General features: G+C 45.3%; 22 protein-coding genes. 14 read left to right on the plus strand and 8 right to left on the minus strand.

What is annotated here, in order from left to right:
• The first annotated feature begins 130 nt into the window (after positions 1 to 130).
• From lon to AB4493_RS16305, 4 genes are all read left to right on the plus strand, one after another.
• Positions 131 to 2482 carry an endopeptidase La gene (gene lon / locus AB4493_RS16290; RefSeq protein WP_017060619.1) on the plus strand — a complete coding sequence of 784 codons (2352 nt, stop codon included), beginning with the start codon at positions 131 to 133 and terminating at the stop codon, positions 2480 to 2482.
• Positions 2483 to 2650: 168 nt separating this feature from the next.
• Complete coding sequence (locus AB4493_RS16295; RefSeq protein WP_012604504.1) at positions 2651 to 2944, plus strand: HU family DNA-binding protein; 294 nt, start codon at positions 2651 to 2653, stop codon at positions 2942 to 2944.
• Positions 2945 to 3162: 218 nt separating this feature from the next.
• A complete protein-coding gene (gene ppiD, locus AB4493_RS16300) occupies positions 3163 to 5028 on the plus strand; it encodes a peptidylprolyl isomerase (protein ID WP_372155429.1) in 1866 nt (621 codons plus the stop codon).
• 224 nt (positions 5029 to 5252) lie between these two features.
• On the plus strand, positions 5253 to 5552 hold the full coding sequence (locus AB4493_RS16305) for a helix-hairpin-helix domain-containing protein (protein WP_017060617.1): 300 nt from the start codon (positions 5253 to 5255) through the stop codon (positions 5550 to 5552).
• Here the strand turns inward: AB4493_RS16305 and rrtA are convergent.
• Entirely contained in the window at positions 5543 to 6091 is a 549-nt protein-coding gene (gene rrtA, locus AB4493_RS16310; protein ID WP_017060616.1) for a rhombosortase, read from the minus strand. The two genes, AB4493_RS16305 and rrtA, sit on opposite strands and share 10 nt — an antisense overlap.
• Before the next feature lie 9 nt (positions 6092 to 6100).
• On the opposite strand from rrtA, the gene AB4493_RS16315 reads away from it, so the two are divergent.
• Positions 6101 to 6700 carry a tRNA-uridine aminocarboxypropyltransferase gene (locus AB4493_RS16315; RefSeq protein WP_017060615.1) on the plus strand — a complete coding sequence of 200 codons (600 nt, stop codon included), beginning with the start codon at positions 6101 to 6103 and terminating at the stop codon, positions 6698 to 6700.
• A gap of 26 nt (positions 6701 to 6726) precedes the next feature.
• Here the strand turns inward: AB4493_RS16315 and AB4493_RS16320 are convergent, their stop codons facing one another.
• From AB4493_RS16320 to AB4493_RS16330, 3 genes are all read right to left on the minus strand, one after another.
• Entirely contained in the window at positions 6727 to 8070 is a 1344-nt protein-coding gene (locus AB4493_RS16320; RefSeq protein WP_017060614.1) for an anti-phage deoxyguanosine triphosphatase, read from the minus strand.
• 55 nt (positions 8071 to 8125) lie between these two features.
• Positions 8126 to 8710 carry a 5'-deoxynucleotidase gene (gene yfbR / locus AB4493_RS16325; protein ID WP_017060613.1) on the minus strand — a complete coding sequence of 195 codons (585 nt, stop codon included), beginning with the start codon at positions 8708 to 8710 and terminating at the stop codon, positions 8126 to 8128.
• A gap of 344 nt (positions 8711 to 9054) precedes the next feature.
• Positions 9055 to 10287, minus strand: a complete 1233-nt coding sequence (locus tag AB4493_RS16330) for a pyridoxal phosphate-dependent aminotransferase (protein WP_017060166.1) — start codon at positions 10285 to 10287, stop codon at positions 9055 to 9057.
• 296 nt (positions 10288 to 10583) lie between these two features.
• Between AB4493_RS16330 and AB4493_RS16335 the strand changes: the two genes are divergently transcribed.
• The 6 genes from AB4493_RS16335 to menE all read left to right on the plus strand — a co-directional run bounded on the left by AB4493_RS16335 (position 10584) and on the right by menE (position 17975).
• Positions 10584 to 11891 (plus strand): isochorismate synthase MenF, encoded by a 1308-nt coding sequence (locus AB4493_RS16335; protein ID WP_065583685.1) that lies wholly within the window; start codon positions 10584 to 10586, stop codon positions 11889 to 11891.
• The gene (gene menD / locus AB4493_RS16340) at positions 11888 to 13612 is read left to right on the plus strand and encodes a 2-succinyl-5-enolpyruvyl-6-hydroxy-3-cyclohexene-1-carboxylic-acid synthase (protein WP_371721888.1); all 1725 of its coding nucleotides are present in this window, start codon (positions 11888 to 11890) and stop codon (positions 13610 to 13612) included. The genes AB4493_RS16335 and menD overlap by 4 nt, the downstream gene beginning before the upstream one ends.
• 9 nt (positions 13613 to 13621) lie before the next feature.
• Entirely contained in the window at positions 13622 to 14419 is a 798-nt protein-coding gene (gene menH / locus AB4493_RS16345) for a 2-succinyl-6-hydroxy-2,4-cyclohexadiene-1-carboxylate synthase (RefSeq protein ID WP_017071715.1), read from the plus strand.
• Between the two features lie 105 nt (positions 14420 to 14524).
• A complete protein-coding gene (gene menB, locus AB4493_RS16350; RefSeq protein ID WP_017064079.1) occupies positions 14525 to 15391 on the plus strand; it encodes a 1,4-dihydroxy-2-naphthoyl-CoA synthase in 867 nt (288 codons plus the stop codon).
• Between the two features lie 75 nt (positions 15392 to 15466).
• A complete protein-coding gene (menC, locus tag AB4493_RS16355) occupies positions 15467 to 16474 on the plus strand; it encodes an o-succinylbenzoate synthase (protein ID WP_017060171.1) in 1008 nt (335 codons plus the stop codon).
• 64 nt (positions 16475 to 16538) lie between these two features.
• Positions 16539 to 17975, plus strand: a complete 1437-nt coding sequence (gene menE, locus AB4493_RS16360; RefSeq protein WP_017060172.1) for an o-succinylbenzoate--CoA ligase — start codon at positions 16539 to 16541, stop codon at positions 17973 to 17975.
• 124 nt (positions 17976 to 18099) lie between these two features.
• On the opposite strand, the gene nagE is transcribed toward menE, so the two are convergent.
• Complete coding sequence (nagE, locus tag AB4493_RS16365) at positions 18100 to 19545, minus strand: N-acetylglucosamine-specific PTS transporter subunit IIBC (protein WP_017064077.1); 1446 nt, start codon at positions 19543 to 19545, stop codon at positions 18100 to 18102.
• A gap of 193 nt (positions 19546 to 19738) precedes the next feature.
• On the opposite strand from nagE, the gene AB4493_RS16370 reads away from it, so the two are divergent.
• Positions 19739 to 20617 (plus strand): LysR substrate-binding domain-containing protein, encoded by an 879-nt coding sequence (locus AB4493_RS16370; RefSeq protein ID WP_372155432.1) that lies wholly within the window; start codon positions 19739 to 19741, stop codon positions 20615 to 20617.
• A 106-nt stretch (positions 20618 to 20723) separates the two neighbouring features.
• Positions 20724 to 20891 carry a hypothetical protein gene (locus AB4493_RS16375; protein ID WP_017060175.1) on the plus strand — a complete coding sequence of 56 codons (168 nt, stop codon included), beginning with the start codon at positions 20724 to 20726 and terminating at the stop codon, positions 20889 to 20891.
• A 133-nt stretch (positions 20892 to 21024) separates the two neighbouring features.
• On the opposite strand, the gene AB4493_RS16380 is transcribed toward AB4493_RS16375, so the two are convergent.
• From AB4493_RS16380 to AB4493_RS16390, 3 genes are all read right to left on the minus strand, one after another.
• Positions 21025 to 21945: a YeiH family protein gene (locus AB4493_RS16380; RefSeq protein WP_017060176.1), complete on the minus strand. Its 921-nt coding sequence runs from the start codon at positions 21943 to 21945 to the stop codon at positions 21025 to 21027.
• 146 nt (positions 21946 to 22091) lie between these two features.
• Positions 22092 to 23966, minus strand: coding sequence for an MFS transporter (locus tag AB4493_RS16385; protein WP_017060177.1), 1875 nt, complete (start codon positions 23964 to 23966; stop codon positions 22092 to 22094).
• Between the two features lie 17 nt (positions 23967 to 23983).
• On the minus strand, positions 23984 to 24574 hold the full coding sequence (locus AB4493_RS16390; RefSeq protein ID WP_372155434.1) for a TetR/AcrR family transcriptional regulator: 591 nt from the start codon (positions 24572 to 24574) through the stop codon (positions 23984 to 23986).
• Between the two features lie 196 nt (positions 24575 to 24770).
• On the opposite strand from AB4493_RS16390, the gene AB4493_RS16395 reads away from it, so the two are divergent.
• The gene (locus AB4493_RS16395) at positions 24771 to 25679 is read left to right on the plus strand and encodes a Tim44 domain-containing protein (RefSeq protein WP_017060179.1); all 909 of its coding nucleotides are present in this window, start codon (positions 24771 to 24773) and stop codon (positions 25677 to 25679) included.
• Positions 25680 to 26054 lie beyond the last annotated feature (375 nt).

Here is a 26054-nt window from a genome sequence, read left to right on the forward strand (position 1 = left end):
CTTTTTTAGACAAGTCACTCAAATTGAAAAAGGAGGTAAGCAATTACCTCCTTTTTTTTATTCTTCCATTGAATCCAGTCGTTTAAGCCCCATATACTGCTTTATAAGTTAAAGCGGAAGAGAGAAATATATGAACTTGGAACGTTCCGAGCGTATCGAAATCCCCGTGCTACCTCTACGTGATGTAGTGGTTTACCCACACATGGTTATTCCATTGTTTGTTGGTCGTGAAAAATCGATTACTTGCCTTGAATCGGCAATGGAAGCTAACAAACAAGTACTACTTGTAGCGCAGAAAGAAGCGGACACTGATGAGCCTTCAATTGACGACCTATTTAAAGTAGGTACTGTCGCTACCATTCTTCAGTTACTAAAGCTCCCTGATGGTACTGTTAAAGTGCTTGTCGAAGGTCAGCAGCGTGCAAAAATTCACCAATTCAAAGAAAGTGAGTTTTTCTTAGCGGACGCAGAATACGTTGTAACCTCAGAACTTGACGAAAAAGAACAAGAAGTGGTTGTTCGCAGCGCGATCAATCAATTCGAAGGCTTTATTAAGCTGAACAAAAAGATTCCACCAGAAGTTCTAACATCTCTGAACGGTATTGATGAGGCAGCTCGCCTTGCTGATACGATTGCTGCACACATGCCACTTAAACTGGTAGACAAGCAGCACGTTCTAGAAATCTTAGATGTGACTGAACGTCTGGAATTCTTGATGGGCCAAATGGAGTCAGAAATTGACATCTTGCAAGTTGAAAAACGCATTCGTGGCCGCGTTAAGAAGCAAATGGAAAAATCTCAGCGTGAGTACTACCTGAATGAGCAAATGAAAGCGATTCAGAAAGAACTTGGCGAGATGGACGACGCTCCTGATGAATTCGAGACTCTGAAGAAGAAGATCGAAGACTCCAAGATGCCTCAAGAAGCTCGTGAAAAAACCGAGCAAGAACTGCAAAAACTGAAAATGATGTCGCCAATGTCTGCTGAAGCAACAGTAGTACGTAGCTACATTGATTGGATGGTGGGCGTTCCTTGGGCTAAGCGTTCAAAAGTGAAAAAGAATCTAGCGAAAGCGGAAGAGATCTTAAACGAAGACCACTACGGCTTAGAGCGTGTTAAAGAACGTATTCTTGAATACTTGGCAGTACAAAACCGTATCAACAAGCTAAAAGGCCCAATCCTTTGTCTTGTTGGTCCTCCTGGTGTAGGTAAAACCTCGCTAGGTCGTTCGATTGCTGCGGCAACGGGTCGTAAGTACACGCGTATGGCACTTGGTGGCGTTCGTGATGAAGCTGAGATTCGTGGTCACCGTCGTACGTACATCGGTTCACTTCCGGGTAAACTGATCCAGAAGATGTCTAAAGTTGGTGTTAAGAACCCACTGTTCCTATTAGATGAGATCGATAAGATGTCTTCTGATATGCGTGGCGACCCATCTTCAGCACTTCTAGAAGTTCTAGATCCAGAACAAAACAACGCATTTAACGATCACTACCTAGAAGTAGATTACGATCTGTCAGATGTTATGTTCGTGGCAACATCGAACTCGATGGACATTCCTGGGCCTCTACTGGACCGTATGGAAGTGATTCGTCTATCTGGTTACACAGAAGATGAGAAGCTGAACATTGCTAAGAGCCATTTACTGGACAAGCAAGTTCAACGCAACGGTCTTAAGCCTCATGAAATTGAGATTGAAGACTCTGCAATCATCGGCATCATTCGTTACTACACGCGTGAAGCGGGTGTACGTAGCCTAGAGCGTGAAATCTCAAAGATCTGTCGTAAAGCAGTGAAGAACATCTTGCTAGACAGCGATCTTAAGTCTGTAACGGTTAACATTGATAACCTGAAAGAGTACTTAGGTGTTCAACGCCACGACTTCGGTAAAGCGGATGAAAGCAACCGTATCGGTCAAGTAACAGGCCTAGCGTGGACTCAAGTGGGTGGTGATCTACTGACTATCGAGACCGAAGCAATGCCGGGCAAAGGTAAGCTAACGCAAACTGGCTCACTTGGCGACGTGATGAAAGAGTCGATTCAAGCGGCAATGACAGTGGTTCGTTCTCGTGCTGAAAAACTGGGTATCAACTCAGATTTCTACGAAAAACGTGACATTCACGTTCACGTACCAGAAGGTGCTACACCGAAAGATGGCCCGAGTGCGGGTATCGCAATGTGTACTGCACTTGTCTCTAGCTTGACGGGTAACCCGGTTAAAGCAGAGGTCGGTATGACAGGTGAAATTACCCTTCGTGGTGAAGTTTTACCTATCGGTGGCTTGAAAGAAAAACTGCTTGCTGCACACCGTGGCGGCATCAAAACTGTACTGATCCCTAAAGACAATGAGCGTGATTTGGAAGAGATTCCAGACAACGTAATCGCTGACTTGAAGGTGATCCCGGTTCAGTGGATTGATGAAGTACTCAAAGTCGCGCTAGAACGAGATCCGTCAGGGGTCGAGTTTGACGTGAAAAAATAGTGATGCATAGCAAAAATAAGTAAAGAATTACGCTGATAGGCCCGAAAAGGCTTGTCAGCGTTTTTTTTGGACGCTAAGTTATTGATCAAAGCGGCAGCCCTTTTGCAATAAGGCTTGCGGCTAAATTAAAACCAAAATGGAACGTACAGTCATCAGAAGTAGTCACAGATGACACATAGGGGAAAAACAGTGAATAAAACACAACTAGTAGAATCAATCGCAGAAAACGCAGACATCTCTAAAGCTTCAGCTGGCCGCGCTCTAGACGCATTCATCGAAGCAGTTGGCACAACGCTACAATCTGGTGACCAAGTTGCACTTGTTGGCTTTGGTACTTTCAGTGTTCGTACTCGTGCTGCTCGTACAGGTCGTAACCCAAAAACTGGTGAAGAGATCCAAATCGCAGAAGCTAAAGTACCTGGCTTCAAAGCGGGTAAAGCACTTAAAGACGCATGTAACTAATTTTCACTGCTGAAACCTCCATTTAAGAGGGGAAGGCAGTAAAATGCGTTTACTGTTTGAAAAATGATGTTTCATTCTTAAACAGTATGTGTACAAAGCACATTGAACTTATTTAAATTATGCGCATCCTACTGATGCGCATTTCTTTTTCTGATAATATCGCGTGAATAGATTTTTATTTTGAAGCCAATGCTTCATATCCGGAGAGCACTTAAATTATGATGGATCGATTACGCGAAGGCGTGAATAGCATCGCGGTAAAAATTATCCTTGGGTTGATTATCCTGTCATTCGTATTCGCAGGTGTAGGCAGCTACATCACCGGTGGCGGTAACAACGCAGCAGCTAAAGTTGGCAACACAGAAATTGCTCGTGGTGAGTTCGAACAGGCTTACCAAAACGAACGTAATCGTATGCAGTCTCAACTTGGCGATTACTTCGCGCAAATGCTTGCAGACCCTGCTTACGTAGAGTCTTTCCGTAAATCAGTACTTGATCGCATGATCAATGACGTACTGCTTGAGCAGCAAGCTGAGTCTCTAGGCCTACGAATCAGTGATTCTCAAATCCGCACCATGATTCTAGAAATGCCTCAGTTCCAAACGGCGGGTCAATTCGACCAAGAAGTTTACCAATCGGCACTACGTCGTGCAGGTTTCAGCGCAGAGAGCTTCGCTGAATACATGCGTCGTGACCTTATGCGCAACCAGCTTGTGACTGCACTTCAAGGCAGTGAATTCGTTCTTCAGGGCGAAATCGATACTCAGAGCAAGCTTATCGCACAAACTCGTGACATTCGCACAGTGACACTGTCTGTTGCTGACCTTGCAAAAGACATCGAGTTAACTGACGAGCAAATCGAACAGTACTACCAAGAGAACCCAGCAGCTTACACTCGTCCAGAGCAAGCTAAGGTATCTTACATTGAGCTTTCTGCTGAAGCGCTTAAGTCTCAGCTTGAAGTAAGCGATGAAGAAGCACAGAAATACTACCAAGAGCACCTAGACAAGTACTCAACGGAAGAGCAACGTAAAGTTAGCCACATCCTAGTTCAAGGCGATGACGAAGCGAAAGCTCAGGCAATCCTAGACGAGCTAAATGCAGGCGCTGATTTTGCTACGCTAGCGGAAGAGAAATCTGACGACTTCGGTAGTGCAGACGTTGGCGGTGATCTAGGTTGGATTGAGCGCGATGTTATGGACCCTGCATTCGAAGACGCGGCTTTCGCTCTTGAGAATATTGGCGATACTACTGGCCTAGTTAAATCTGATTTCGGCTACCACATCATCAAGCTAGACGAACTAAAAGCGTCTCAAGCTCAGCCTTACATTGAAGTAGCGGCAGAGATTAAGACAGAGCTTCTAGACCAACACGCAGTTGATCAGTTCTACGAGCAACAAACTGAGCTAGAAAAAGTAGCGTTTGAATTCCCAGATTCTCTAGATGATTCTGCAGAAGCTATCAACGCGAAGATCACAACGACAGATTTCATCTCTCAAGTTGACGCTCCAGAAGTTCTGATGACGCCTGCAGTTATGCAAGCTATCTTGAGCCCTGAAGTGAAAGAAGACGGTCTAAACTCGGAAGTTATCGAAGTTGCACCTGAGCACGTAATTGTTGTTCGTGTAGAAGAGACTCGTGATGAGACAGTTCTTCCTCTAGCTGAAGTGAAAGATCAAGTTGTCGCTGCACTGTCTGCTGTACAAGCAGAGCAGCAAGCGGTTGAGCTAGGTGTTTCTCTAGTGAACGAACTTGAGCAAGGCAATGAAGCAGTACTAGCGGACAACAACCTTGAGTTCACTGAACTTGAAACGATTGACCGTAACTCGCCATTAGCGGCATCTGTATTCGCTCTAGCGAAACCAGAAGCAGGTCAAGCTGTGTTCGGTCAATCTAAAGACCAAGACGGTAATATCGTTGTTGTTGAGCTTTCTAAAGTAACGGCTGAGATCAACCCAGCCTACAGCACTCAAATTGGTGCACAGTTGGAGCGAGTTGGTAACCAGCAAGACCTGACTAACGTATTAAACGTACTTCGTAAAAACGCAGACGTTGAATACTACGTAGTGGGTCAAGGTCAGTAAGCGTTTGATTACCTCAGTAGCAAGCTCAAGTTAGAGCTTACTACTGAAATCAACACGTGATTGTTAGGCTTTAATTCAGATTTGTGAGCCAACAAACAAGCTGATGAAAATAAGATGTATAACGAAGCGGGTCACTTAGGTGATCCGCTTTATTTTTATCTGGTGATTGTGTTATCTAGCGCGGCAAATGCATAAGTTACGTTTTTTGAACAAAGGAACTATTTATGCGCACGATATATTCAACACTAATTCTTTCATTTCTGATGCTCTTAAGCCCTGCCGTGTTTGCAGACAGCCCAACCAAGGCTGAGCTTTACGAAGGCATTGAGATTACGGTCAACATCAATACCGCGACGGCAGAAGAACTTTCAGCACTATTGGTTGGCGTGGGTGACAAGAAAGCCAAAGAAATCGTCGATTACAGAGATCAGAACGGGGCATTTACTACTGCTGATGATTTGGTGAGTGTCAAAGGGATAGGTGAAGCGACGGTTGAAAAGAACCGCGAAAGAATTCAACTTTGACCCGTTTTTCTACTTGTTAGAAATGAAGCGATAGATATGAAGCCTCCGGCCAATGCACCTGCTAGGTGGGCTTCAATCGCGATACGAGCATTAATCAGTTCACCAGTCGTGCTAGAAGGGCCAATAAGCTGCTCCCAAGCGATTTTAGCGACTAATCCGAATACTAACAGCCAACTAGACTTCCTGCCGTTTAAAGCCTCTCTGAGCGCGAATAAGCCAAACAACCCATGCAAAGTGCCCGATAGGCCAACGTAGATCTGAATACTTGAAAACAACAGAGCGACGCCAGTCACTAAACTGATCACAAGCAAAGCAACAACAAGCTGTTTTTTACTCGGTTGAAACAGGTAGCTGATGATCCACAAGCCTGCTAGATTCATCAGAAGATGCGAGTAGTTGGTATGTGAAAAGTTTCCTGTTAGGATTCGCCACCATTGCCCATCGGCAATCGCATTGCTATCCCAAACGACCCAAGCTTGTATTGGCTCAAATTGGAATAAGACGCATAAAAGTGAAATGAAAATTAAAACAGGGTACACATTAAATCCATGTCTCGTTATTGCCCCCAATGCAGCAAGGCTTTGAAAGCTTGTATTTGTCAGTGGGTTACACCACTCGAATCGAATGTTGAGCTTATCATTCTTCAGCACCCATCAGAAGAGCATCGTCCGATGGGAACAGCGCGTATTCTCTCGTTATCTCTTAATAACAGCGTGACGTTTGTTGGCGAAGACTTTTCAGACAACGAACAACTCAACGCATTGTTGTGCGATGAACAGTATCAACATGTGATTTTATACCCAAGCGAAAACTCTGTTTCAGTTGAGTCGGCGACATCTCCCAATAAGAAGCTGCGTGTGATTTTATTGGATGGCACGTGGAAGAAAGCATTCAAGATGTGGCAAGTATCGAGTAACTTGCATGCGTTGAACACGGTTCATTTACCGAAAGATCTCAAGGGTAATTACCGAATTCGCAAAGCACCCAGTGAAAATAGCCTTTCAACCGTTGAAGCTGGCTATCATTTACTTAGCTTGTTAGAGCGTGATGGCGACTTTAGCCCTTTGCTAACGGCATTTGACCAAATGATTCAGTTTCAAATCAATCAAATGCCGCCGGGCGTGTTTGAGAAAAACTACTTAGATTAAGCCGTTTTAGTAAAGTGAGTCAGGAATTAAAACTCGGTATGAGCTGAGAACAGTTGCTGATGCATTTTCTGCGCAAGATCATCAGTCATCGATGAAATGTAATCGGCTATCACGCGCATTTTTCGAGACTCATCTTGATGTTGTAGCCATTGCTTCTTGATGGGCAGTGGCAGCAAGCGTTCAGGATCTGCGCTGAATGCTTCAAACATATCCATGATGATCTGTTGACCTTTGTATTCGATGACCTGAACCTGTGGCACTTGAATAACGAACTCGCTGACAAAGTGTTTCAGCTTATCGAGTGTGCCGTCCATGCTCGGCTCGAGCACCGCATTGTAAGCCAACAGTACATTCTCAAAGTTAGCCTCCACTCGCTTAATCGAGATACTGGTCAACAGTGCGTTGACTATCCCACCAATCGCATCCTTTCGACGATACTGTTCACCAGAGAAAAGCATCTCTGTAATTGAATCTAGGTGTTCACAAATCCATGGGTCGGCCATCTCTTTCAGTTGAGGGTAAGCCGATTCGACCCACTGAGCTTTGGTCACAGAGCCAAGCACAATCGCATCTTCTAAATCGTGCACGCCATACGCGATGTCGTCAGCAAGTTCCATGATCGAACAATCCAGTGACTTATATTTGGTCTTGTTGTGCTCAAGTGGCTCGGTATGCGTTTTTCTTTTCTGTTTTAGGAGCTGTTGGTCGCTGCTTGAAAGCGGTTCAAGCACCCAGTTAAACAACTCTTCATCATGATCGTAGATGCCTTTTGCTGGCATCCAATCTTTAGCTCGGAGTTGTCGTTGATGCTTAACGGGTTCAGACTGCAATTTAGCTTGAACCTCACTCAGCAGAGAAGGGTACTTAATTAGACCTAACAAAGTGCGTCGAGATAGGTTCATCCCGTGATGTTCAGTGTAAGGTTCTAGCTGTGTGACTATGCGAAACGTTTGAGCGTTGCCCTCAAAGCCGCCGTGGTCGCGCATCATGTAGTTGAGTGCGACTTCGCCGCCATGTCCATAGGGTGGATGACCGATGTCGTGAGCCAAACACAGTGAATCAATCAAACTGTCTGAGGGTAATAGGTCTCGAAATTCGGGCTGCTTTTTCTTCAGTTGAGCGACGATACCGGTGCCAAGCTGAGCGGCCTCAAGAGAGTGGGTAAGGCGCGTTCGGTGAAAGTCGTTGACCGTGGTGCCATGGATCTGGGTTTTCGCTTGTAAGCGACGGAAAGCAGCAGAGTGAAGCACGCGCGCACGGTCACGCTGATACGGGCTGCGGTGGTCATCCCGTCTTATTTTATGTTCATCGTCATTTCGATGCTGCCATTCTTGTTCGAGTACAAAGGGTGGTTCGAGTTGAGAATTCAAAATAGCACCTATCAAATTGATTTTATTTAGCTAATTAAAAACAACTTATACCCAGCTAGCTTATCTCGTCTAGTGATAATTCAAAGCTCGGTGCGAATGTGGTGAGAAAGTAGTCCATTTCTGGGCTTTTGCGTTGTTCGAGTGTCTCTTCCAATCGGCGCTTGGCTTGCTCGTATTCATGATTGCCCGCACTGAGCTCTTCCAAGCATTTCAGGTACGCACAGATAGTATCTGCCTGCTTGACGATGCTTTGCTCTTCTTTACTCGCAGTACCAGATATTAAGAAGGGGGCGAAGTCGTCTCTGAACTCTTCTGGCAACATCGAAAGCAGTCTTTGTTCTGCCGCGGCTTCTATCTTCTTATACTCTTGTGCAATATCCGGGTTGTAGTATTTAACTGGCGTTGGCAAATCACCCGTCAGTACCTCACTGGTGTCGTGGTACATGCCAAGCAGAGCAATGTGCTCGGGGTTAAGCTGACCATCAAACTTCTTGTTTTTGATCAGTGCCAAGGCGTGTGCCACGAAAGCAACCTGTAGGCTATGTTCTGAAATGTTCTCGCTTGATACCGAACGCATCAGGGGCCAGCGTTGAATTAGCTTCATGCGTGCGAGATGGGCAAAGAAATGGCTCTGTTTCATAAATGTCCTTATAGTACCAATCGTAGTAAATAACTGGTCATCCTAGCTTGTTAAAAAACTCGATAACTATGTTAGAATTTTTGATTGTAGAATAACTACTTATCGAAGCTGCTTGTCGAAAATAGCTGCCTTGTTCTCAAGCTTTTTCCCTACGCTATTTCTGAACACTTACTTACTGTGATTGGTATAAACAATACTCCACTCGTATCTTGTGTTTGCACAGGGATACGAGACAGCGGATACAAAAAAGGCTCCTAAACAGGAGCCTTTTAAGCATAGAAGTGAATGAATACAAGTTAAAGTCTTTTAAAACAGCAAATTGTAGCCATCTTTCTTTGTGCTCATTAACCTTCGATGAGGTCGTCTTGGCTGTAAGTCTGTAAGAAGCGCTCTAAACGACCAATTGCGATTTCTAGATCTTCGATGTGCGGCAGAGTCACGATACGGAAGTGATCCGGTTTCGGCCAATTGAAGCCCGTACCTTGAACCAATAGCACCTTCTCTTGCTTAAGGAAGTCGAGTACAAACTTCTGATCGTCTTTGATGTTGTACATGTTGGTGTCGATTTTAGGGAACAGGTACATTGCACCTTTCGGTTTCACACAAGAAACGCCAGGGATCTTGTTGATCAGTTCCCATGCACGGTCACGCTGTTCAAGCAGTCGACCGCCTGGAAGAATCAGCTCATTGATACTCTGATAGCCACCGAGTGCGGTTTGGATAGCGTGTTGCATCGGAACGTTGGCACACAAACGCATTGAGGCCAGCATTTCTAGTCCTTCAACGTAGCCTTTCGCTAGGTGTTTAGGGCCTGTTAAGAACATCCAACCACCACGGAAACCACATACACGGTAAGCTTTAGATAGGCCGTTGAACGTGACCATTAATACGTCTTCAGCAAGCGTTGCCACTGAAGTGTGTACCGCACCGTCGTAAAGTACTTTGTCGTAGATTTCATCGGCGAAGATGATCAAACCGTGCTCACGAGCAATCTCAACCACTTGTAATAGGAAATCACGGCTGTATACCGCGCCTGTTGGGTTGTTCGGGTTGATAAGAACGATGCCGCGCGTCTTTGGTGAGATCTTCGCGCGCATGTCGTCTAAATCTGGATACCAATCAGCATCTTCATCACACATGTAGTGAACCGGTGTACCACCAGAAAGCGCAACAGACGCTGTCCATAGTGGGTAGTCCGGAGCGGGAACTAAGATTTCATCACCATTATCCAGTAGCGCTTGCATAGACATAACGATAAGCTCTGATGCGCCGTTACCAATGTAAACGTCTTCTACATCAAGGTTACGTAGGCCTTTTTTCTGGTAGTGCTGAACAACCGCTTTGCGGGCTGAATAGATGCCTTTTGAGTCGCAGTAACCTTGAGATGTCGGTAGGTTACGGATTACGTCAACAAGGATTTCATCAGGGGCGTCAAAACCAAATGGGGCGGGGTTACCAATATTAAGCTTCAGTATTTTATGCCCTTCTTCTTCCATGCGCTTAGCATGTTTGAGTACAGGTCCCCTGATTTCGTAGCATACGCTGTTGAGTTTTGACGACATCCCGATATTTTGCATTGCCGATTTCCTGAAATTAATTTAAATACTTTATTAAAGTACCGCAAAATGGCGTTTGATAGAATAAAAATCTGATGAATGTCGCATTTCAGTGTCACGTTTAGCCTTTTTGTTGTCACTCTTTTCTAAATTTTAATTAATCGCTTTCTTGGTTATTGGCTAAGATGAATAAAGGGGCGGGATCGCTTAAAATCACAGGAATGTTGAAAAGATATAGTACATTCTTGATCTAAGTGGGTACTGCCCATAAAGTATCAAACTAATATAATAATAATTTAGATGTGAACGAGGTCGATTTGTCACATTTCCAGCAAACTATCTCCGCTTTGATTGAGCGAGTACAAAATGCCCAAGCAAGCGAAGTTCGTTGTGTTGAAGTTCTAACGCAAAAACCATCGTTTGCATTTATAGAATGGCTTCATGCTCAACCGCTCTTTCCAAAGTTCTACTGGCAGTCACGCGACACTCGTGAAGAGGTTGTTGCGCTCGGACAGTTACATACGTTTTCAGATCCTGCACCCGCGTACGCTATTCTTGGTGAAGACCAACGAATCTGGGGTGGACGCTCGTTTGATGGGCACACCGCAAAGAACCGTCGCTGCATGGAGTCGTTTTTCTTCCTTCCTCAGGTTGAATTGATCCGCTTTGACAATACTTGGTCGCTGGCGGTTAATTTGTCCCCTGATCGCGTTTCTTCTATTAATGCTTTGAATAAGCTTTCTGTAGAAGCCGCGATATTGGCGCCTTTGTCTGCCCATATTGAACAGATCAATCACGTTCCAGAAAGAGAGCAGTGGGGCAACCTTGTCGATAAAGTGCTGCAAGGCATTAGCGATGAAGAGTACAAAAAAGTCGTTTTAGCACGTAAAACCACACTGCAACTCGATGCGCCTATCTGCGCAGCTCAATTACTTAAAGCCAGCTATCTGCAAAATCACCACAGTTTCCACTTTATGTTGGTGCTGGATTCTAAACACAGTTTCATTGGCTCGACACCAGAGCGCTTATATAGCCGACATGGTACGGAGCTTGATACCGAGGCGCTTGCTGGAACCATTGGTCGCGGAGAGAACGCTACTGAGGATATGGAACTGGCCAACTGGCTTTCTCAAGACAGCAAAAACCTCAATGAGAACCAGTATGTGGTCGACGACATCATTGAGCGTCTCACTCCTCATTCTCAAACGGTCCATGTTGAAAAGGATGCGCGTCTAGTGCGCTTGCGTAAGGTGCAGCATTTGAAGCGCAATATCCATGCTCAGCTCAACAATGGCGTTAATGGTGTGCAGTTGCTTGCTGCCTTACAGCCAACTGCTGCGGTGGCGGGTTTACCTCGTAAAGAGGCGATGGATTTCATTCTTGAACACGAACCGTTTGCACGAGGTTGGTATGCAGGCTCTGTAGGCTATATCAGTCATCAGCGAGCGGAATTCTGCGTGGCGATTCGAAGCGCCTTGATTGTAAACGATCAAGTACAACTGTTTGCTGGCGCGGGGATCGTGCCGGGATCGGTTGCCGAACATGAGTGGCAAGAGCTGAACAAGAAGATGTCTACTCTGCTTAGCTTAATTTCTGATCACCCACCATTAGGTGTGGCGTCATGAATCACGACCAAGCTGTATTAAACAGAGTTTGGTGTAACACATTACTTGAAGAGCTTGCCCGCAGCGGTGTTGAACATGTTTGCATCGCGCCAGGCTCTCGTTCAACACCATTAACACTCGAAGCCGAAGCTAACTCTAAGCTAACCTTACATACGCACTTTGATGAGCGCGGGCTTGGCTTCTTGGCTTTAGGTTTAGCTAAAGCGAGCAACAAACCCGTTGCGGTGGTTGTTACTTCTGGAACTGCCGTAGCTAACCTTCTACCAGCGACCGCTGAATCTGGATTAACGCGAGAAAAGCTAATCTTGTTGACCTCCGATCGACCGATTGATTTAGTCGACTGTGGTGCCAATCAAGCGATTCAGCAGCAGGGTATCTTTTCGTCTCACGTTGAAACGGCACTAAACCTTCCAAGTCCAACGACACAAGTTTCTTTGAATTGGCTTTTGACGTCGGTTGATAACGCACTGGCGAAACAGCGCAGCGTCGGTGGGGCTATTCATATCAACTGTCCGTTCCCAGAACCGCTTTATTCCGCTAATAGCGCCGAGATGTATGCGGATTATACAAAGAGCGTGGCAGCTTGGAGAGCTTCAACCTGCCTTTACTCGAACACTTATTTGCCCAGTCATTTAATCGCTCAGCCTGTTTCAGCAAGTGATTATGTCGCTCGTAAAGGCGCAGTGATTATTGGTTCTATCGAGAATGAAGCCGCAATTAAAGCCAAGCAGTTTGCGACAGCTTTGGGCTGGCCAGTATTCTGTGACCCTCAATCGGGTGTCAGTAGTGACTGGAAACACTATGATTTATGGATGCAAAGTGACGCAGCCAAAGCACAGCTTAGTCAGTGTGATTTTATTATCCAGTTTGGTGAGCGCATCGTATCTAAGCGTCTTAACCAATGGGTAAAAGAACAAGCTGCCACATTTTGTTCATCGCAGTACATCGTTGTTTCACCAGATGCACATCGTATTAATCAAGATCATCTGCCTCAAACTCATATTGTCGCTGATATCGAACATTGGTTATCAGAGCAACATCTACCAACGCTGTTGGGAGAACATGCTGGCTGGGCGGCATCTTTGGCGGAAGTCGCGAATACGGTTCAGCAGTTAGCGTTGGCGCAAATCTCTAATAACGACCAACTGACAGAGTTGAGTGTTGCCGTTGACTTGTCGTCTAGACTTAAAGACAGAGAGTTGTTTGTGGGAAACAGCTTGATGGTAAGGCTGGTGGATATGCTGTCTTCAATATCTGCGAATCGGGTTTACAGCAATCGTGGTGCATCGGGCATTGATGGCTTGGTGGCGACGGCTGCGGGTGTAGTGAAAGCCAACCAGAACCCCTTATTGATGTTGATTGGCGATACTTCTTTGCTTTACGATCTCAACTCACTGGCTCTGCTGACTCATAATTTAACGCCGATGGTTATTGTTGTGACCAACAATGATGGTGGTGCGATCTTTGATTTATTGCCGGTGCCAGAGCAGCAGAAACAGTCACTTTATCAAATGCCTCATGGTTTCAGTTTTGAACACGCTGCTGCGCAATTCCAGTTGGGATACGCTGCGCCAGAAACCTTGAATTGCTATCAAACCATTATCGAACAACATTTCGAACAGGGTCAGGGTACCTTGCTCGTGGAAGTTAAGACGCCTCCCGAACAAGCGTCTACTTTGCTGAAACAATTCAGTTCAATGCTCACCGAGGCATTAGCCTAAGGACTTTACATGCTTTACTCCGATTATTACCCAGCTGTACAAGATTCTTCTGACAAACCTTTGCTTGTTTTCTTACATGGTTTACTCGGAAGCGGGGATGATTGGAGTGCATGTCATCCATTCCTTGAGGATTTTCCTCTCCTTTGCATAGATTTACCCGGACACGGACAAAGTCGCTTTATCGATCCGGTAGGGTTTGATCATTGCTGTAAGAAAATTGTTCAGTGCATCACATCTCAGCTGGCTCTCAACGATCTTCCTGTCGATTATCCTATCGTGGTGATTGGGTATTCTATGGGGGGAAGGCTTGCCATGTATGGGGTAACAAGCCCTTGCTTCGAAACTCTTAACTTAGAGAAAGTCATCATTGAAGGTGGCAACTTTGGCTTGGAATGTGATGAAGAAAGAGCACAAAGGTTAGTACACGATACGCAATGGGCTGTTCGCTTTGCACAGCAGTCGATTGAAGATGTTTTAGACGATTGGTATCAACAAAGCGTCTTTTCTTCACTAAATCATGAGCAAAGACAAACTTTGGTCATAAAGCGTAGTGGTAACCTTGGAGTATCCGTAGCAAATATGTTGTTATCTACTTCGTTAGCTAAGCAACCGGATTTACGTGCCACATTGAAATCTCATGAGCATTTATTGCATTATGTATGTGGAGAAAAAGATCGTAAATTCATGGAGCTAGCTGAGAATAGTGGCTTTGAATATAGTCAGGTGGATTACGCGGGTCATAATGTTCATTTTGAGCAACCAGAGATGTTTTCAAATCTGATCATCCAATGTATCGCCAGTCGTTGATGAACTGACTGAGCGAACCTCTCGTATCAAGCGCTATAGAAAGCAGAGCAACACCGTCGCGACTCTACGCTAGTCGCGCTCTCTAATAGAACAATGGGAATCATCATGGCTAAAACAGTAGGCATCACAGAAGAAGAACTTTACGCAGCCGTTAACTGGCGCGATGAAAGCAGTCAATATGAAGATATTCAATACCACAAGTCTGATGACGGTATTGCGAAAATCACGATTGCTCGCCCTCAAGTGCACAATGCGTTCCGTCCACAAACCGTAAAAGAGATGATCAATGCACTGGCTGATGCTCGTTATGACGAGAAAGTTGGGGTAATCATTTTGACTGGTCTTGGTGAGAAGGCGTTCTGTTCTGGTGGTGACCAAAGTATCCGTGGTGACTACGGCGGTTACCAAGATGACTCAGGTACGCACCACTTGAATGTACTTGATTTCCAACGTCAAATTCGCACTTGTCCAAAACCAGTTATCGCAGCGGTATCGGGTTGGGCAGTCGGTGGCGGTCATGTACTTCACATGATGGCAGACCTTACTATTGCAGCTGAAAACGCGCAGTTCGGTCAGACGGGTCCTAAAGTGGGTTCTTTCGATGGCGGTTGGGGTGCTTCTTACATGGCTCGTATCGTTGGTCAAAAGAAAGCACGTGAAATCTGGTTCTTGTGCCGCTTCTACGATGCACAAGAAGCACTGGACATGGGCCTTGTAAACACCGTTGTTCCTGTTGCTGACCTAGAAAAAGAGACAGTTCGTTGGTGTCGTGAAGTGCTTCAACACAGCCCAATGGCACTGCGTTGCTTGAAAGCGGCACTGAACGCTGACTGTGATGGTCAAGCAGGCTTACAAGAGTTGGCTGGTAACGCAACCATGATGTTCTACATGACAGAGGAAGGCCAAGAAGGCCGCAACGCATTCAACGAGAAACGTCGACCGGACTTCGACAAGTTCCCGCGTAATCCATAGTCTTTCTCCTCTTCAAAATGAGTCGCTAATAGCGGCTCGTTTTGTTTTGATGTTCCCCGTTTTTTAGGAAACTTTATGAACTCAGTGAATTCTCAGCGTCACGCTAAACTTTACCGTTATCAATTACCTATGGATAGTGGTGTGGTTCTTCGTGACAATAAGTTGAACGAACGTGTTGGCTATATCATCCAACTTGAGTGTGATGGTAAAACTGGTTTTGGCGAAGTTGCGCCTTTGCCCGGTTTTAGCCAAGAAGATGCCGAACAAGCTGGCATTCAGCTTCAACACGAATTAGAGCTTTGGAGCCACAATAAGCCTCAAACGCCTTTCGACGAGCTGTATCCTTCTGTCGCGTTTGGCTTTTCAATGGCGATGATGGAATTGCGAGGCGATCTTAACGCTCAAGGTAACTACCAAGCGGCGCCTTTGTGTACAGGCGATCCAGATGAACTGATTCCTGTATTGAATGAGATGGTAGGCGAGAAGGTCGCGAAAGTGAAAGTCGGCCTCTACGAAGCGATTCGCGATGGCATGTTGGTTAGCTTATTCCTTGAGTCGATCCCTGATTTGACTCTAAGACTTGATGCCAACCGTGCGTGGAAGCCAGAGAAAGCGAAGCAATTCATTAAATACATTTCGCCGTCAATGCGCCAGCGTATAAGCTTTATCGAAGAGCCTTGCCAAAAGCCAGAAGACAGTTTGGCCTTTGCCATTGACCATGGTGTGGCGATTGCGTGGGACGAGACACTGCAAGAAGCGGTGCGCAGCCCGGAATTTGATCTTAGCGACCTTACTGGTGTTAAAGCAGTCGTGATCAAGCCAACTCTTATTGGTTCTGTCGAGCGTTGCGTGGCAATCATTGAGCGAGCACAGAAGCTTGGAATGAAACCTGTATTGAGCTCAAGCATTGAGTCGAGCCTAGGTCTGACTCAGATTGCTCGTCTGGCGCAGCAATATTTGCCAAATGAAGTGCCGGGGTTGGATACGATTGGCTTGTTCAAGCAGCAGCTAGAGGTTTCTTGGCCGGGCTGTCAGTTGCCTGTCTCTACGCTTGAAAAGCAACAATTGATTTGGTCTTCTTAGACCGAGCTATTTGAATGGCTATTTAGTTAGCTTAACAAGTTCTTAATCTATTTTTGGTTATCATATGATGCGCCCACAATCTAATCATCCCCCGCTCTGGGTAAAGTGGGCGCAGCAAAACCCACTTCAACCAGCGTTAGTGACCACTCACCGCACTTATACTTGGCAGCAAGTGTTTGTGTTGGTTAGTGAGTACCAACAACAGCTATCTCATCAAGGCCTATCTGAAGGTGATGTACTGACGATTGTTGGTAAGAATCAAGCTGAAGTGATCCCTGTTTATCTTGCCGCACTCAATTTGGGTGTGGTTTGTGCGTTTACGATGCCTCAGCCTAGTTTACGCCTGAAGCAAAAGCTCGATTCCTTATATCAAGCAGATCAACAGAGCTACCTTTGGCTCTTGGGCAATAGCGGAATAGAGCAATCAGAGACTGCCGATTTGAATACTCAGTTGGTGACCTTGCCTTGCCTAAGTGAACTGAAGTTTGATGGTGATGATGAGCAGATAACGACACCTCAAGAATCCAATTTCAATCCGCAAAATCTAGCGAGCATCGTATTCACTTCAGGTTCTACCGGAAACCCAAAAGCGGTCGCTCATACACTTGAGCAGCACCTATGCTCTGCGTCAGGGCTGCTTGAGGTGTTTCGTTATCAACAAGGTGACACGTGGTTACTGAGTTTACCTATGTACCATGTGTCGGGGCTGGCGATAGTTCATCGTTGGTTGGCGGCTGGTGGTTGCATCAAAATAGGCACAGGTCAGCTTGAAACCGATATAGAAGAATGCAGTCATGCTTCATTGGTCGCTACTCAACTACATCGATTGTTAAAGAGTAAGCAAGCACTTACTTTAACGCATGTACTTTTGGGTGGTAGTCATATACCAGAAGCACTTGGGCTCGAAGCTCAACAAATGGGCATCGAAACATGGCTTGGATACGGCATGACTGAAGCGGCTTCAACCGTGACCGCGAAGCCCGTTGATGCCGGCAGCACCGCCGGTTTTGTCCTTAACCATCGCCAGCTAAAAATTGAAGAACAACGTATCTTTATTGGTGGCGAGACGCTCGCGTCCGGGTATTACTATCAAGGTAACTTAACGCCATTAGTTGATAAGAGCGGTTGGTTTGATAGCAAAGATCTTGGTGAGTGGCTTGGCGAACAAGTGTCGATTATTGGCCGTGCCGACAACCAGTTTATTTCTGGTGGTGAGAACATTCATTGCGAAGAAATTGAGCGAGTACTCAATCAATTGTCTGAGGTTAATCAGGCTTTTATTGTTCCCATTGAAGATGATGAGTTCGGATTTCGACCTGCAGCGATTGTCGATTGTGCTGAGTTGCCAACCAAAGAGTGGTTTATCGAGCAGTTAACTGGTCGTCTTGAACGGTTCAAATTTCCTATTGAGTATTATCGAATGCCTCAGCAGGAACAACATGGTATTAAGGTTTCGCGCGCTGGATTGGCGCAGTGGTTACAGCAGACTCGTTCTAAATAGAGCGAAGAGCAATAAAATGAAGCGCAATACACGGTGACTAGTCGTAATTGCGCTTCAGGGGGTTGTGACGGTGGTGAAGCCGTCACAAATTCTAATTATTTATCGTGTCATTCAAGATTTGGCGTTAAGCGAGTGCCTTCTTCATTTGTTCAGCGACTTTATCTACCTTACCTAGACCAATGATAACTTGTAGACCACCTTTCCCAACCGGTACCACACCTGCCGCACCGAGTTTCTTCAGTTTCTCGCTGTCTGCTGCACCTGAGTCTTTCACAGTTAAGCGTAGACGAGTAATACAGTTATCGACTTCTAGAATGTTGTCTGCACCGCCAACCGCTTCAATGTAGCTGTTGGTTAGGTTAGCCAATGCTTCTGGCGTTTCAGTTTCTTTTTCTGCTTCCATCTCTTCACCACGACCTGGAGTACGTAGGTTGAACTTGATGATAGCGAAGCGGAAAATACCGTAGTAAAGCGCGAAGAACACCACACCTTGAACCAGTAGCATGTACCAGTTAACCGCGAGTGGGTTTTGGCTTGATAGTACTAGGTCAACGAAACCAGCAGAGAAGCCGAAGCCTGCCATCCATTCCATGCTTGCTGCAATGTAAAGCGATAGGCCTGTTAATACTGCGTGCAGTAGGAACAACACGGGTGCTAGGAACATGAAGCTGAATTCTAGTGGCTCTGTGATACCCGTGAAGAATGAAGCCATAGCTGCCGCAAGCATGATTGCGAATACTTGGTTTTTGTTTTTCGCATCAGAACAGTGATACATCGCCAATGCTGCTGCTGGTAGGCCAAACATCATGATAGGGAAGAAGCCCGCTTGGTACATGCCAGTTTTACCTGGAATACCCGTACCGTTAGCGATAGATTGCGCGCCTCCTAAGAAGTTTGGAATGTCGTTAATACCAACAACGTCGAACCAGAACACAGGGTAAAGAGCGTGGTGCATACCTACTGATAGGAACAAACGGTTGAAGAAACCAAACAGACCAGCACCCACCGCACCCATGCTTTCTAGTTTAATACCCAGAACGATCAGAGCGTCGTAAACAGCTGGCCAGATGTAAAGTAGAGCAAAAGAGAGAGCCATACCTGCGATTGAGGTCAGGATAGGAACCAAACGCTTACCGCTGAAGAACGCTAGAGCTTGAGGAAGTTCAACCGTTGAGTAGCGGTTGTAGATCTCAGCAGAGATGATACCCACAATGATACCTACGAATTGGTTGCTGATTTTGCCAAATGCCGCAGGCACTTCACTGAGTTCAACATCCATTAACTGAGCAACAGAGCCCGGAGCAAGTAGCGTGGTGACGACGAGGAACATCACAAAGCCAGACAGTGCCGCAGAACCATTCTTATCACGGCTCAAACCAAATGCGACACCCACCGCGAATAGAACCGCCATGTTGTCGATGATCGCGCCACCAGATTTGATCAAGAATGCGGCTAAGATACTTTCAGAACCCCAACCAACAGGATCCAACCAATAGCCGATCCCCATAAGGATTGCTGCAGCTGGCAGTGTGGCTACGGGAACCATCAATGCCTTACCTACTTTTTGCATATACCCGAGTATATTCATATGTGCCCCTAAGTTTGTAATTAATTTTTTTAATGTTTCTGCTCGTCAACGTATGGAGTCAAATATTGATCGAGGCAGGATTTTAAGTAACTGCGGTTATTAAAAACTTATTTCTTAATGCAAACAAACGAAACGGGTAGTAGTATGAATTAAAATTTTTAATGCATGAGTTCGTATGGCTAACCATCAATCTTTACTTAGAAATCTTCATACTTTTAATGTTGCTGCAGAGAAAATGAGCTTTACGCTAGCGGCTAGAAAGTTGCATTTGACTCAGGGAGCCGTTAGCCATCGAATCAAAGTGTTAGAAGGTGAACTCGGATTTAACTTGTTTGTGCGAGGGACTCGTAAACTGGAACTAACGGAAGAAGGCCAGCGCTTTCAACGAACGTTATCCAAGTCGTTAAGCTCTATTTTTGGTGAGATCGAAGACATTACCAACACAGACTTGTATGGACAGATCAATATCGGTACCAGTCCTGCATTTGCCAACAGTTGGTTACTGCCGAGGTTGGCTGATTTTAAACAGCGATACCCAAAGTTTAATCTCAATATTTTCTCGCAAGAAGAGCAGGATTTTCATCAAAATCATCTCGATGTCGCTATTTACTATGGTGCTGAAAATCTCAAAGACATGCATCGACAGCGCCTGTTTGGTGAAAAGTATATTCCGGTATGTACACCGAGTTACGCGGCTGAACACGACATCTTTGATGATGGCTTAGAATCGCTGCACCGGATTAATTTCATTCATGCACTAGGGTCAGATGTATGGCAGCGTTGGATTAAACACCACGGCTTAGATGTGAACTTGTTTGAGCAATTTTACTGTGTGAGCCACCGGGATATGGGCGTAAGAAGTGCCCTCAGCAATATCGGTGTCGCGATGGGGCGCTATCATTTTGTTAAGCAGTATGTTCAGACTGGTGAGCTGATAGCACCTTATCCGAGCATGGATACAGACCAAGGGTATGACTTAATCTGCCCGCTAGGCACGGAAAAACGCCCTAAGGTAAGAACCTTTATTAAGTGGTTAGAAGGGCAGTTGCGCTAGGTTAGTTAATTTAGCAATTAGATAGTTCAAAACAGAATTTATTATCTTTATAACCATCCATCATAATAAGCCATATAAATAACGGATTATAGAATAAGGTCTTATTATGAAAATTGCCCTCACCATTGCGGTTTTACTGCAGATAGGCCAAGCAATCATCTCGTCAGGGTTGACTCGTTCGTTGGCTGAGCTCACCGCATTTGTGTTGGTTGTGGTACTTGTTTTAATGAAAAGAGAGAGCAAGAAGAGTGATAAGCCCCTGTTTGATTCGTGATTGTTACAACAAAGAATACCCTTACCACAAACGATAAAGGCAAAGCCCATTGGAGCTTTGCCTTTTTGTTTTGTTGCTCGCTAACTTGAGTGTCTAGTTCACCGAACAAACATCTAAAGCGTTTCTATGCGGGCTAAGCGAGAGTTAACCACGCCAATGAACCCGTTGAGATCATGACCCACATTGTAATACCAAACATCAGTGGTTTCGGCCCTGCCGCTTTTAACTTCTCAACTGAAATACCACAGCCAATTAAGAACAAACACACGACCAGCGCTCGCTTAGACACATCAAAGATTCCTTGATAGACCATCTCAAATTGTGGCAGTAAGTCACTCACCGCGATAGCGGCGCAATAGAAGAAAATGAAGTAGGGAACCGTAATCTTCTTTTGATCGTTCTTGAAGATCATCGCACTAATTAAAGCGATTGGGATGATCCAAAGTGCGCGAGCGAGCTTCAATGTTGTCGCTGTCGTCAGTGCTTCTTCGCCATACGCTGAAGCTGCACCTACTACAGAAGACGTATCGTGAATCGCTATCGCTGCCCAAGTACCAAATGTTTGTTGGCTGAGCTCAAGCGCGTGACCAATCATCGGGAATAAGAATAGAGCAACCGAGTTCAACACGAATACGGTGGCTAATGCCAAGCCAATCTGTTCATCGTCTGCTTTGATCGCGGGTGCCACTGCTGCTATCGCGCTACCACCACAAATCGCGGTACCAGAAGATATAAGATAGCCCGTAGTGCGGTCTAGCCCCATTTGTTTCGCCAAGAACCAACCAATGACTAATGTACCGATAATCGTCGTTACAATGAGCCCAATACCATCGCCTGTTACTGCTAATGCTTTTTCAAACTGAATACCAAAACCCAAGCCAACAATAGAGTAGGCCAGTAGCTTTTTGGTAAGTTTGCCGACTTCCAAGTGTTCAGGGACTAATCCTAAACTAGCAAGCAGGAAACCGATAACCAGGGCTGTCGGTGAGCTAACCCAAGGCGTTAAGCAAAACAGTGCAGCAAGATAAAATGGAACGGACTTTTTTAGGTTCATTGTATTTAGAGTCTTGTTTTGTTGTGGCTTTATTGTGATGAGACCACTATACGTTCAATAAAATGATAAGTAAGTCTAAATGAATTGAACAAACGTTAAGGAAAACTTAACGCTTGTTCAACTGATATGAATAAAGGGCTGGTTAACTAGCGTAATGATCCGCGAAGGTCAGAGACTGACTGTCGAAGCGTTTCACAAGAGGCTTGTTTAGGTGAAATCGGCTCGCCAGCTTCTATCTCTAGCTTAGTCCAGAAGCGAGTGGGTAACCCTTTGCAGGCACGGCCTTTGTAACGACTAAAGTAGCTACCCCATAATCCTTTAAGAGCCATAGGAATCACTGGGACAGGGGAACGTTTGATGATCAGCTCCATACCACGCATGAACTCAGCCATTTCGCCATCAGAGGTGAGCTTTCCTTCTGGGAAAATACACACGATGTGACCTTCATGCAGGGCACGCTCTACTTCTTTGAAAGCGTTTCGAATCGAGTTGCGGTTGGTCGCGGAGATTGGAATCACCCCAGCTCTTTTCAAGAAGCGTCGAATTGGCGGCAACTTGGTGTAATCCTCTTCCATCACAAAACGGATCAAGCGAGGGCAAACCGCACTCAGCAGCAGTGCATCCATATAACTCACATGGTTGCAGACAATCAACGCACCGCCCTTTTCTGGCAGGTGATGTAAGTTCTTATGTTTAACTCTGTACATGGTGTGAGTGACCACCCACGTAAAGAAGCGGAAAGCGTAGATAGGCACCTGATAAAACAGGTACAGCATCACCAAAGTGTTGCCCACTGCGAGCAAGATAAACAGCTGCGGAATTGAAAGATCTAGAACACTAAGGCAAACAATACCTAATACCGCACTTCCCACCATGAACAGTGAGTTGTAGATATTGAGCCCGGCAATCACTTGGGCACGCTCGTCGGGCTTGGCACGTAACTGCATCAGTGAATACAGAGGAACAATAAAGACACCGCCAGAGATACCCAGAAGCAGAAGGTAAGCAAACAGTGGCCACAGCTCTGAGTAGGTTACGAATTGATGGAAAGAACTAAAGTCAGGCAAAGACTCCGGGATGGATATCGCCATCAGAAGACCGAAGATCGAGATACCTAAGCTGCCCATTGGCACGATGCCGATTTCAATTCGGTGATTAGATAACTTATCGCAAGCTAAAGAGCCGATTGCAATGCCTACCGAGAATAGTGCCAGTAAAAAGGCGACGGAGCTTTCAGTGCCGTTTAGATGCAGTTTAGTGAAGTTGGGGAACTGAGTTAGGTAAGCCGCACCAAGGAACCAGAACCAGCTGATAGACATCAGAGCTTGAAAGGTCGGGCGATCTTTTTTGGCAATCGCAAGTGTCGCGCAGGTCAGTTTTACAGGTTGCCACTTTACTTTAAGATCTGGTGCATTACTTGGCGCATGTGGGATAAAGCAGCTTGATACATAGCCAAGCACGGCGAACGAAACAATACACACCGCAGCAATGAGCTTCGCGCCTTCTTCAGATGCAATGATGCCTGCGCCTAGAGTACCAATCAGGATCGCTAAGAATGTACCTGTCTCGACGAGAGCGTTACCAGATACCAGTTCTTTTGTTTCTAACTGCTGTGGAAGCAGGGCATACTTCACCGGACCAAAGAAAGCACTCTGCGTTCCCATAAGGAACAGGAGCAGAAGTAATATTCCGTAGCTTTCGTAGATAAAACCGACCGCACCCAGTGACATGATCACTACTTCGAGGAGCTTAACTTTACGGATAAACCACGATTTTTCGTATTTGTCAGCCAGTACACCGGCTAAAGCAGAGAATAGGAAGAAGGGTAGAATAAAAAGGCCAGCGGCCAAATTAATGAATAGATTGGTGGAAATAGGCAGCGTGTCTACGCTTGCGAAAGCAACAAACAGTAACAGGACATTTTTGAATATGTTGTCGTTAAAGGCTCCTAGAAATTGGGTAATAAAGTATGGTAGGAACCTTTTTTGCGTTAACAGCGAAGATTGGCTGCTGTTGTTCATTGTCTTTCCTTGGATGATTACCAGTTGGTTAAGTAGTTTGAGACTAGGTTATTGATCAGCTCTTTACCATCAATAGGCTCAGAGGCGAAAAATTTATCATCAACGCTAAGTAGAGTAATTCCGTGTACTCCAGACCATAATACACGGCTGGCTTTAACGACTTCGCTTTTCGTATGTTCAGGAGCAATCGCTACTAGCAACTGCTCTAGCATGCCTGTCATTCTATCGATGCGGTTCGATTGCCATTCAGGAAGGTTTTCACCGTTCATGTTGTGCTCAAAGATAAGCTGCCAACGGTGAGGGTGTCTCTGTGCAAAATCGTGGTAGCAGTAGGCAAGGTTGAATAGAGCTTGTTGAGAGTTGCTCGATTGTTCAACAGTTGCAGCGGATTCTGACGCCAGTTCATCTAATGTTTGAGCGACCACATGCAAAAGCAGTAGGTTGTAATTACCAAATACATTTACTAAGGTACTTGGAACGTAACCAATCATATTGGCGATTTTACGTAGACTTAGCTCGTGATAAGAGTGCTCTTCTAAGAAGTCGGTCACCGTTTTTAAGGTTAATTGCACTAATTGTTCGCGAGTATGATCGTTTCGTCTTGCCATGGGTACTTTCTATTAAATGAACATCGTTCAATATTTTAATGCTGCCCCAGAGTGCCGTCAATCCCTTCGCTAGTTTAGTAATCAATTAATAGCCGCAATATTATGATACATGTGTAAACACGGTGAATATTTCATTGTTCTTTGTTAACGAGTATGATTAAGGTGTCGAAAGATAAAAAACCTATAAAGGATAATAATGAAACGATTTTTCTCACTAGTCGCGATCCTGTTGGTAACAGTCGCGGTGACGCCAATCGCGGAAGCGAAAAAGTTTGGTGGTGGTAAGTCATTTGGCAAAAGCTTTAAAACGGCTCCAGCACCAAAACAACAAAACACGAATTCGATCCGTCAAGATCAAACAGGTAAGAACACAGCAGCTAACTCTAGCAAGAAAGGCCTTATGGGCGGTCTGCTAGGTGGCTTACTTGCTGGTGGTCTTTTAGCTGCATTCTTTGGTGGCGCATTTGAAGGTATCCAGTTCATGGATATTCTGATTATGGGTCTGATTGCTTTCCTTGCGTTTAAATTCCTACGCGGAATGTTGGGCGCGAAGCAGGGCTCAATGAATCAGCAGAATGCACGTGGCCAACAGCCAGCATTCGGCGGCATGGGTCAGAACAAGTTTGAACAACCTAAGCAACAACCAAATGTTCATAACTTCGAGCAAGCACAACCTCAATCACAAGGTACTGCTGGTGGTTTCGGTTTTGGTGCACAAAGCGATGTTCCACATAACTACCCACCGGGCTTTGATCAAGCAGCATTCATCAACGGTTCTCGTGAGCACTACCGTACACTGCAAGGTGCATGGAACCACAACGAACTAAACACAATTGAAGAATACGTATCTCCAAGCCTATTTGAAGACTTAAAAGCTGAGCGTAATAAGCTAGACGGTGATCAGCACACAGACGTGATGTACGTTGATGCTGAAATCGTTCGCGCAGACCACGATGGTAGCAAAGCACAGCTAAGCCTTCAGTTTAGCGGTCGTTACCGTGACACAGCGGATGGCGTTGAAGAAGATATCACTGATATCTGGCACCTAGAGCGTGACCTAACAACTAACAATGCACCTTGGTTAATTGTTGGTATTCAAGGTTAATTCCAGGATTTAACTCAACATCAATAGGATGTAGTTATTCGGAATGACACCAAATAATAGAAAGCCCCTGCTGAGAAATCAGCAGGGGCTTTTTTGCGTCTAATGATATGTATCTTAGTTAAAGATTGGATTAACCTGAGACTAACTAACTGATTTTATTTGGATGTAATGAGTAATGACAAAGTTCTTTGAACCCGTATTGGAGCCTGAGGTTACTTTGCAGCAGAAACAGATAATTGCGAACGAATGCGAAGAACATATATCGACCCATTGTTTAGGCTGCGCTGCTTATCTGGCTTGTGAGCGTCATGCAGAAGTATGGGATCACTGATGTTTGAATGGGCTAGATCGCTTAGTTATACCAATTAAAGTAAA

Origin of the sequence: Vibrio sp. 10N.222.55.A1, from assembly GCF_041473835.1 — a bacterium.
Taxonomy (GTDB): Bacteria; Pseudomonadota; Gammaproteobacteria; order Enterobacterales; family Vibrionaceae; genus Vibrio; species Vibrio crassostreae_C.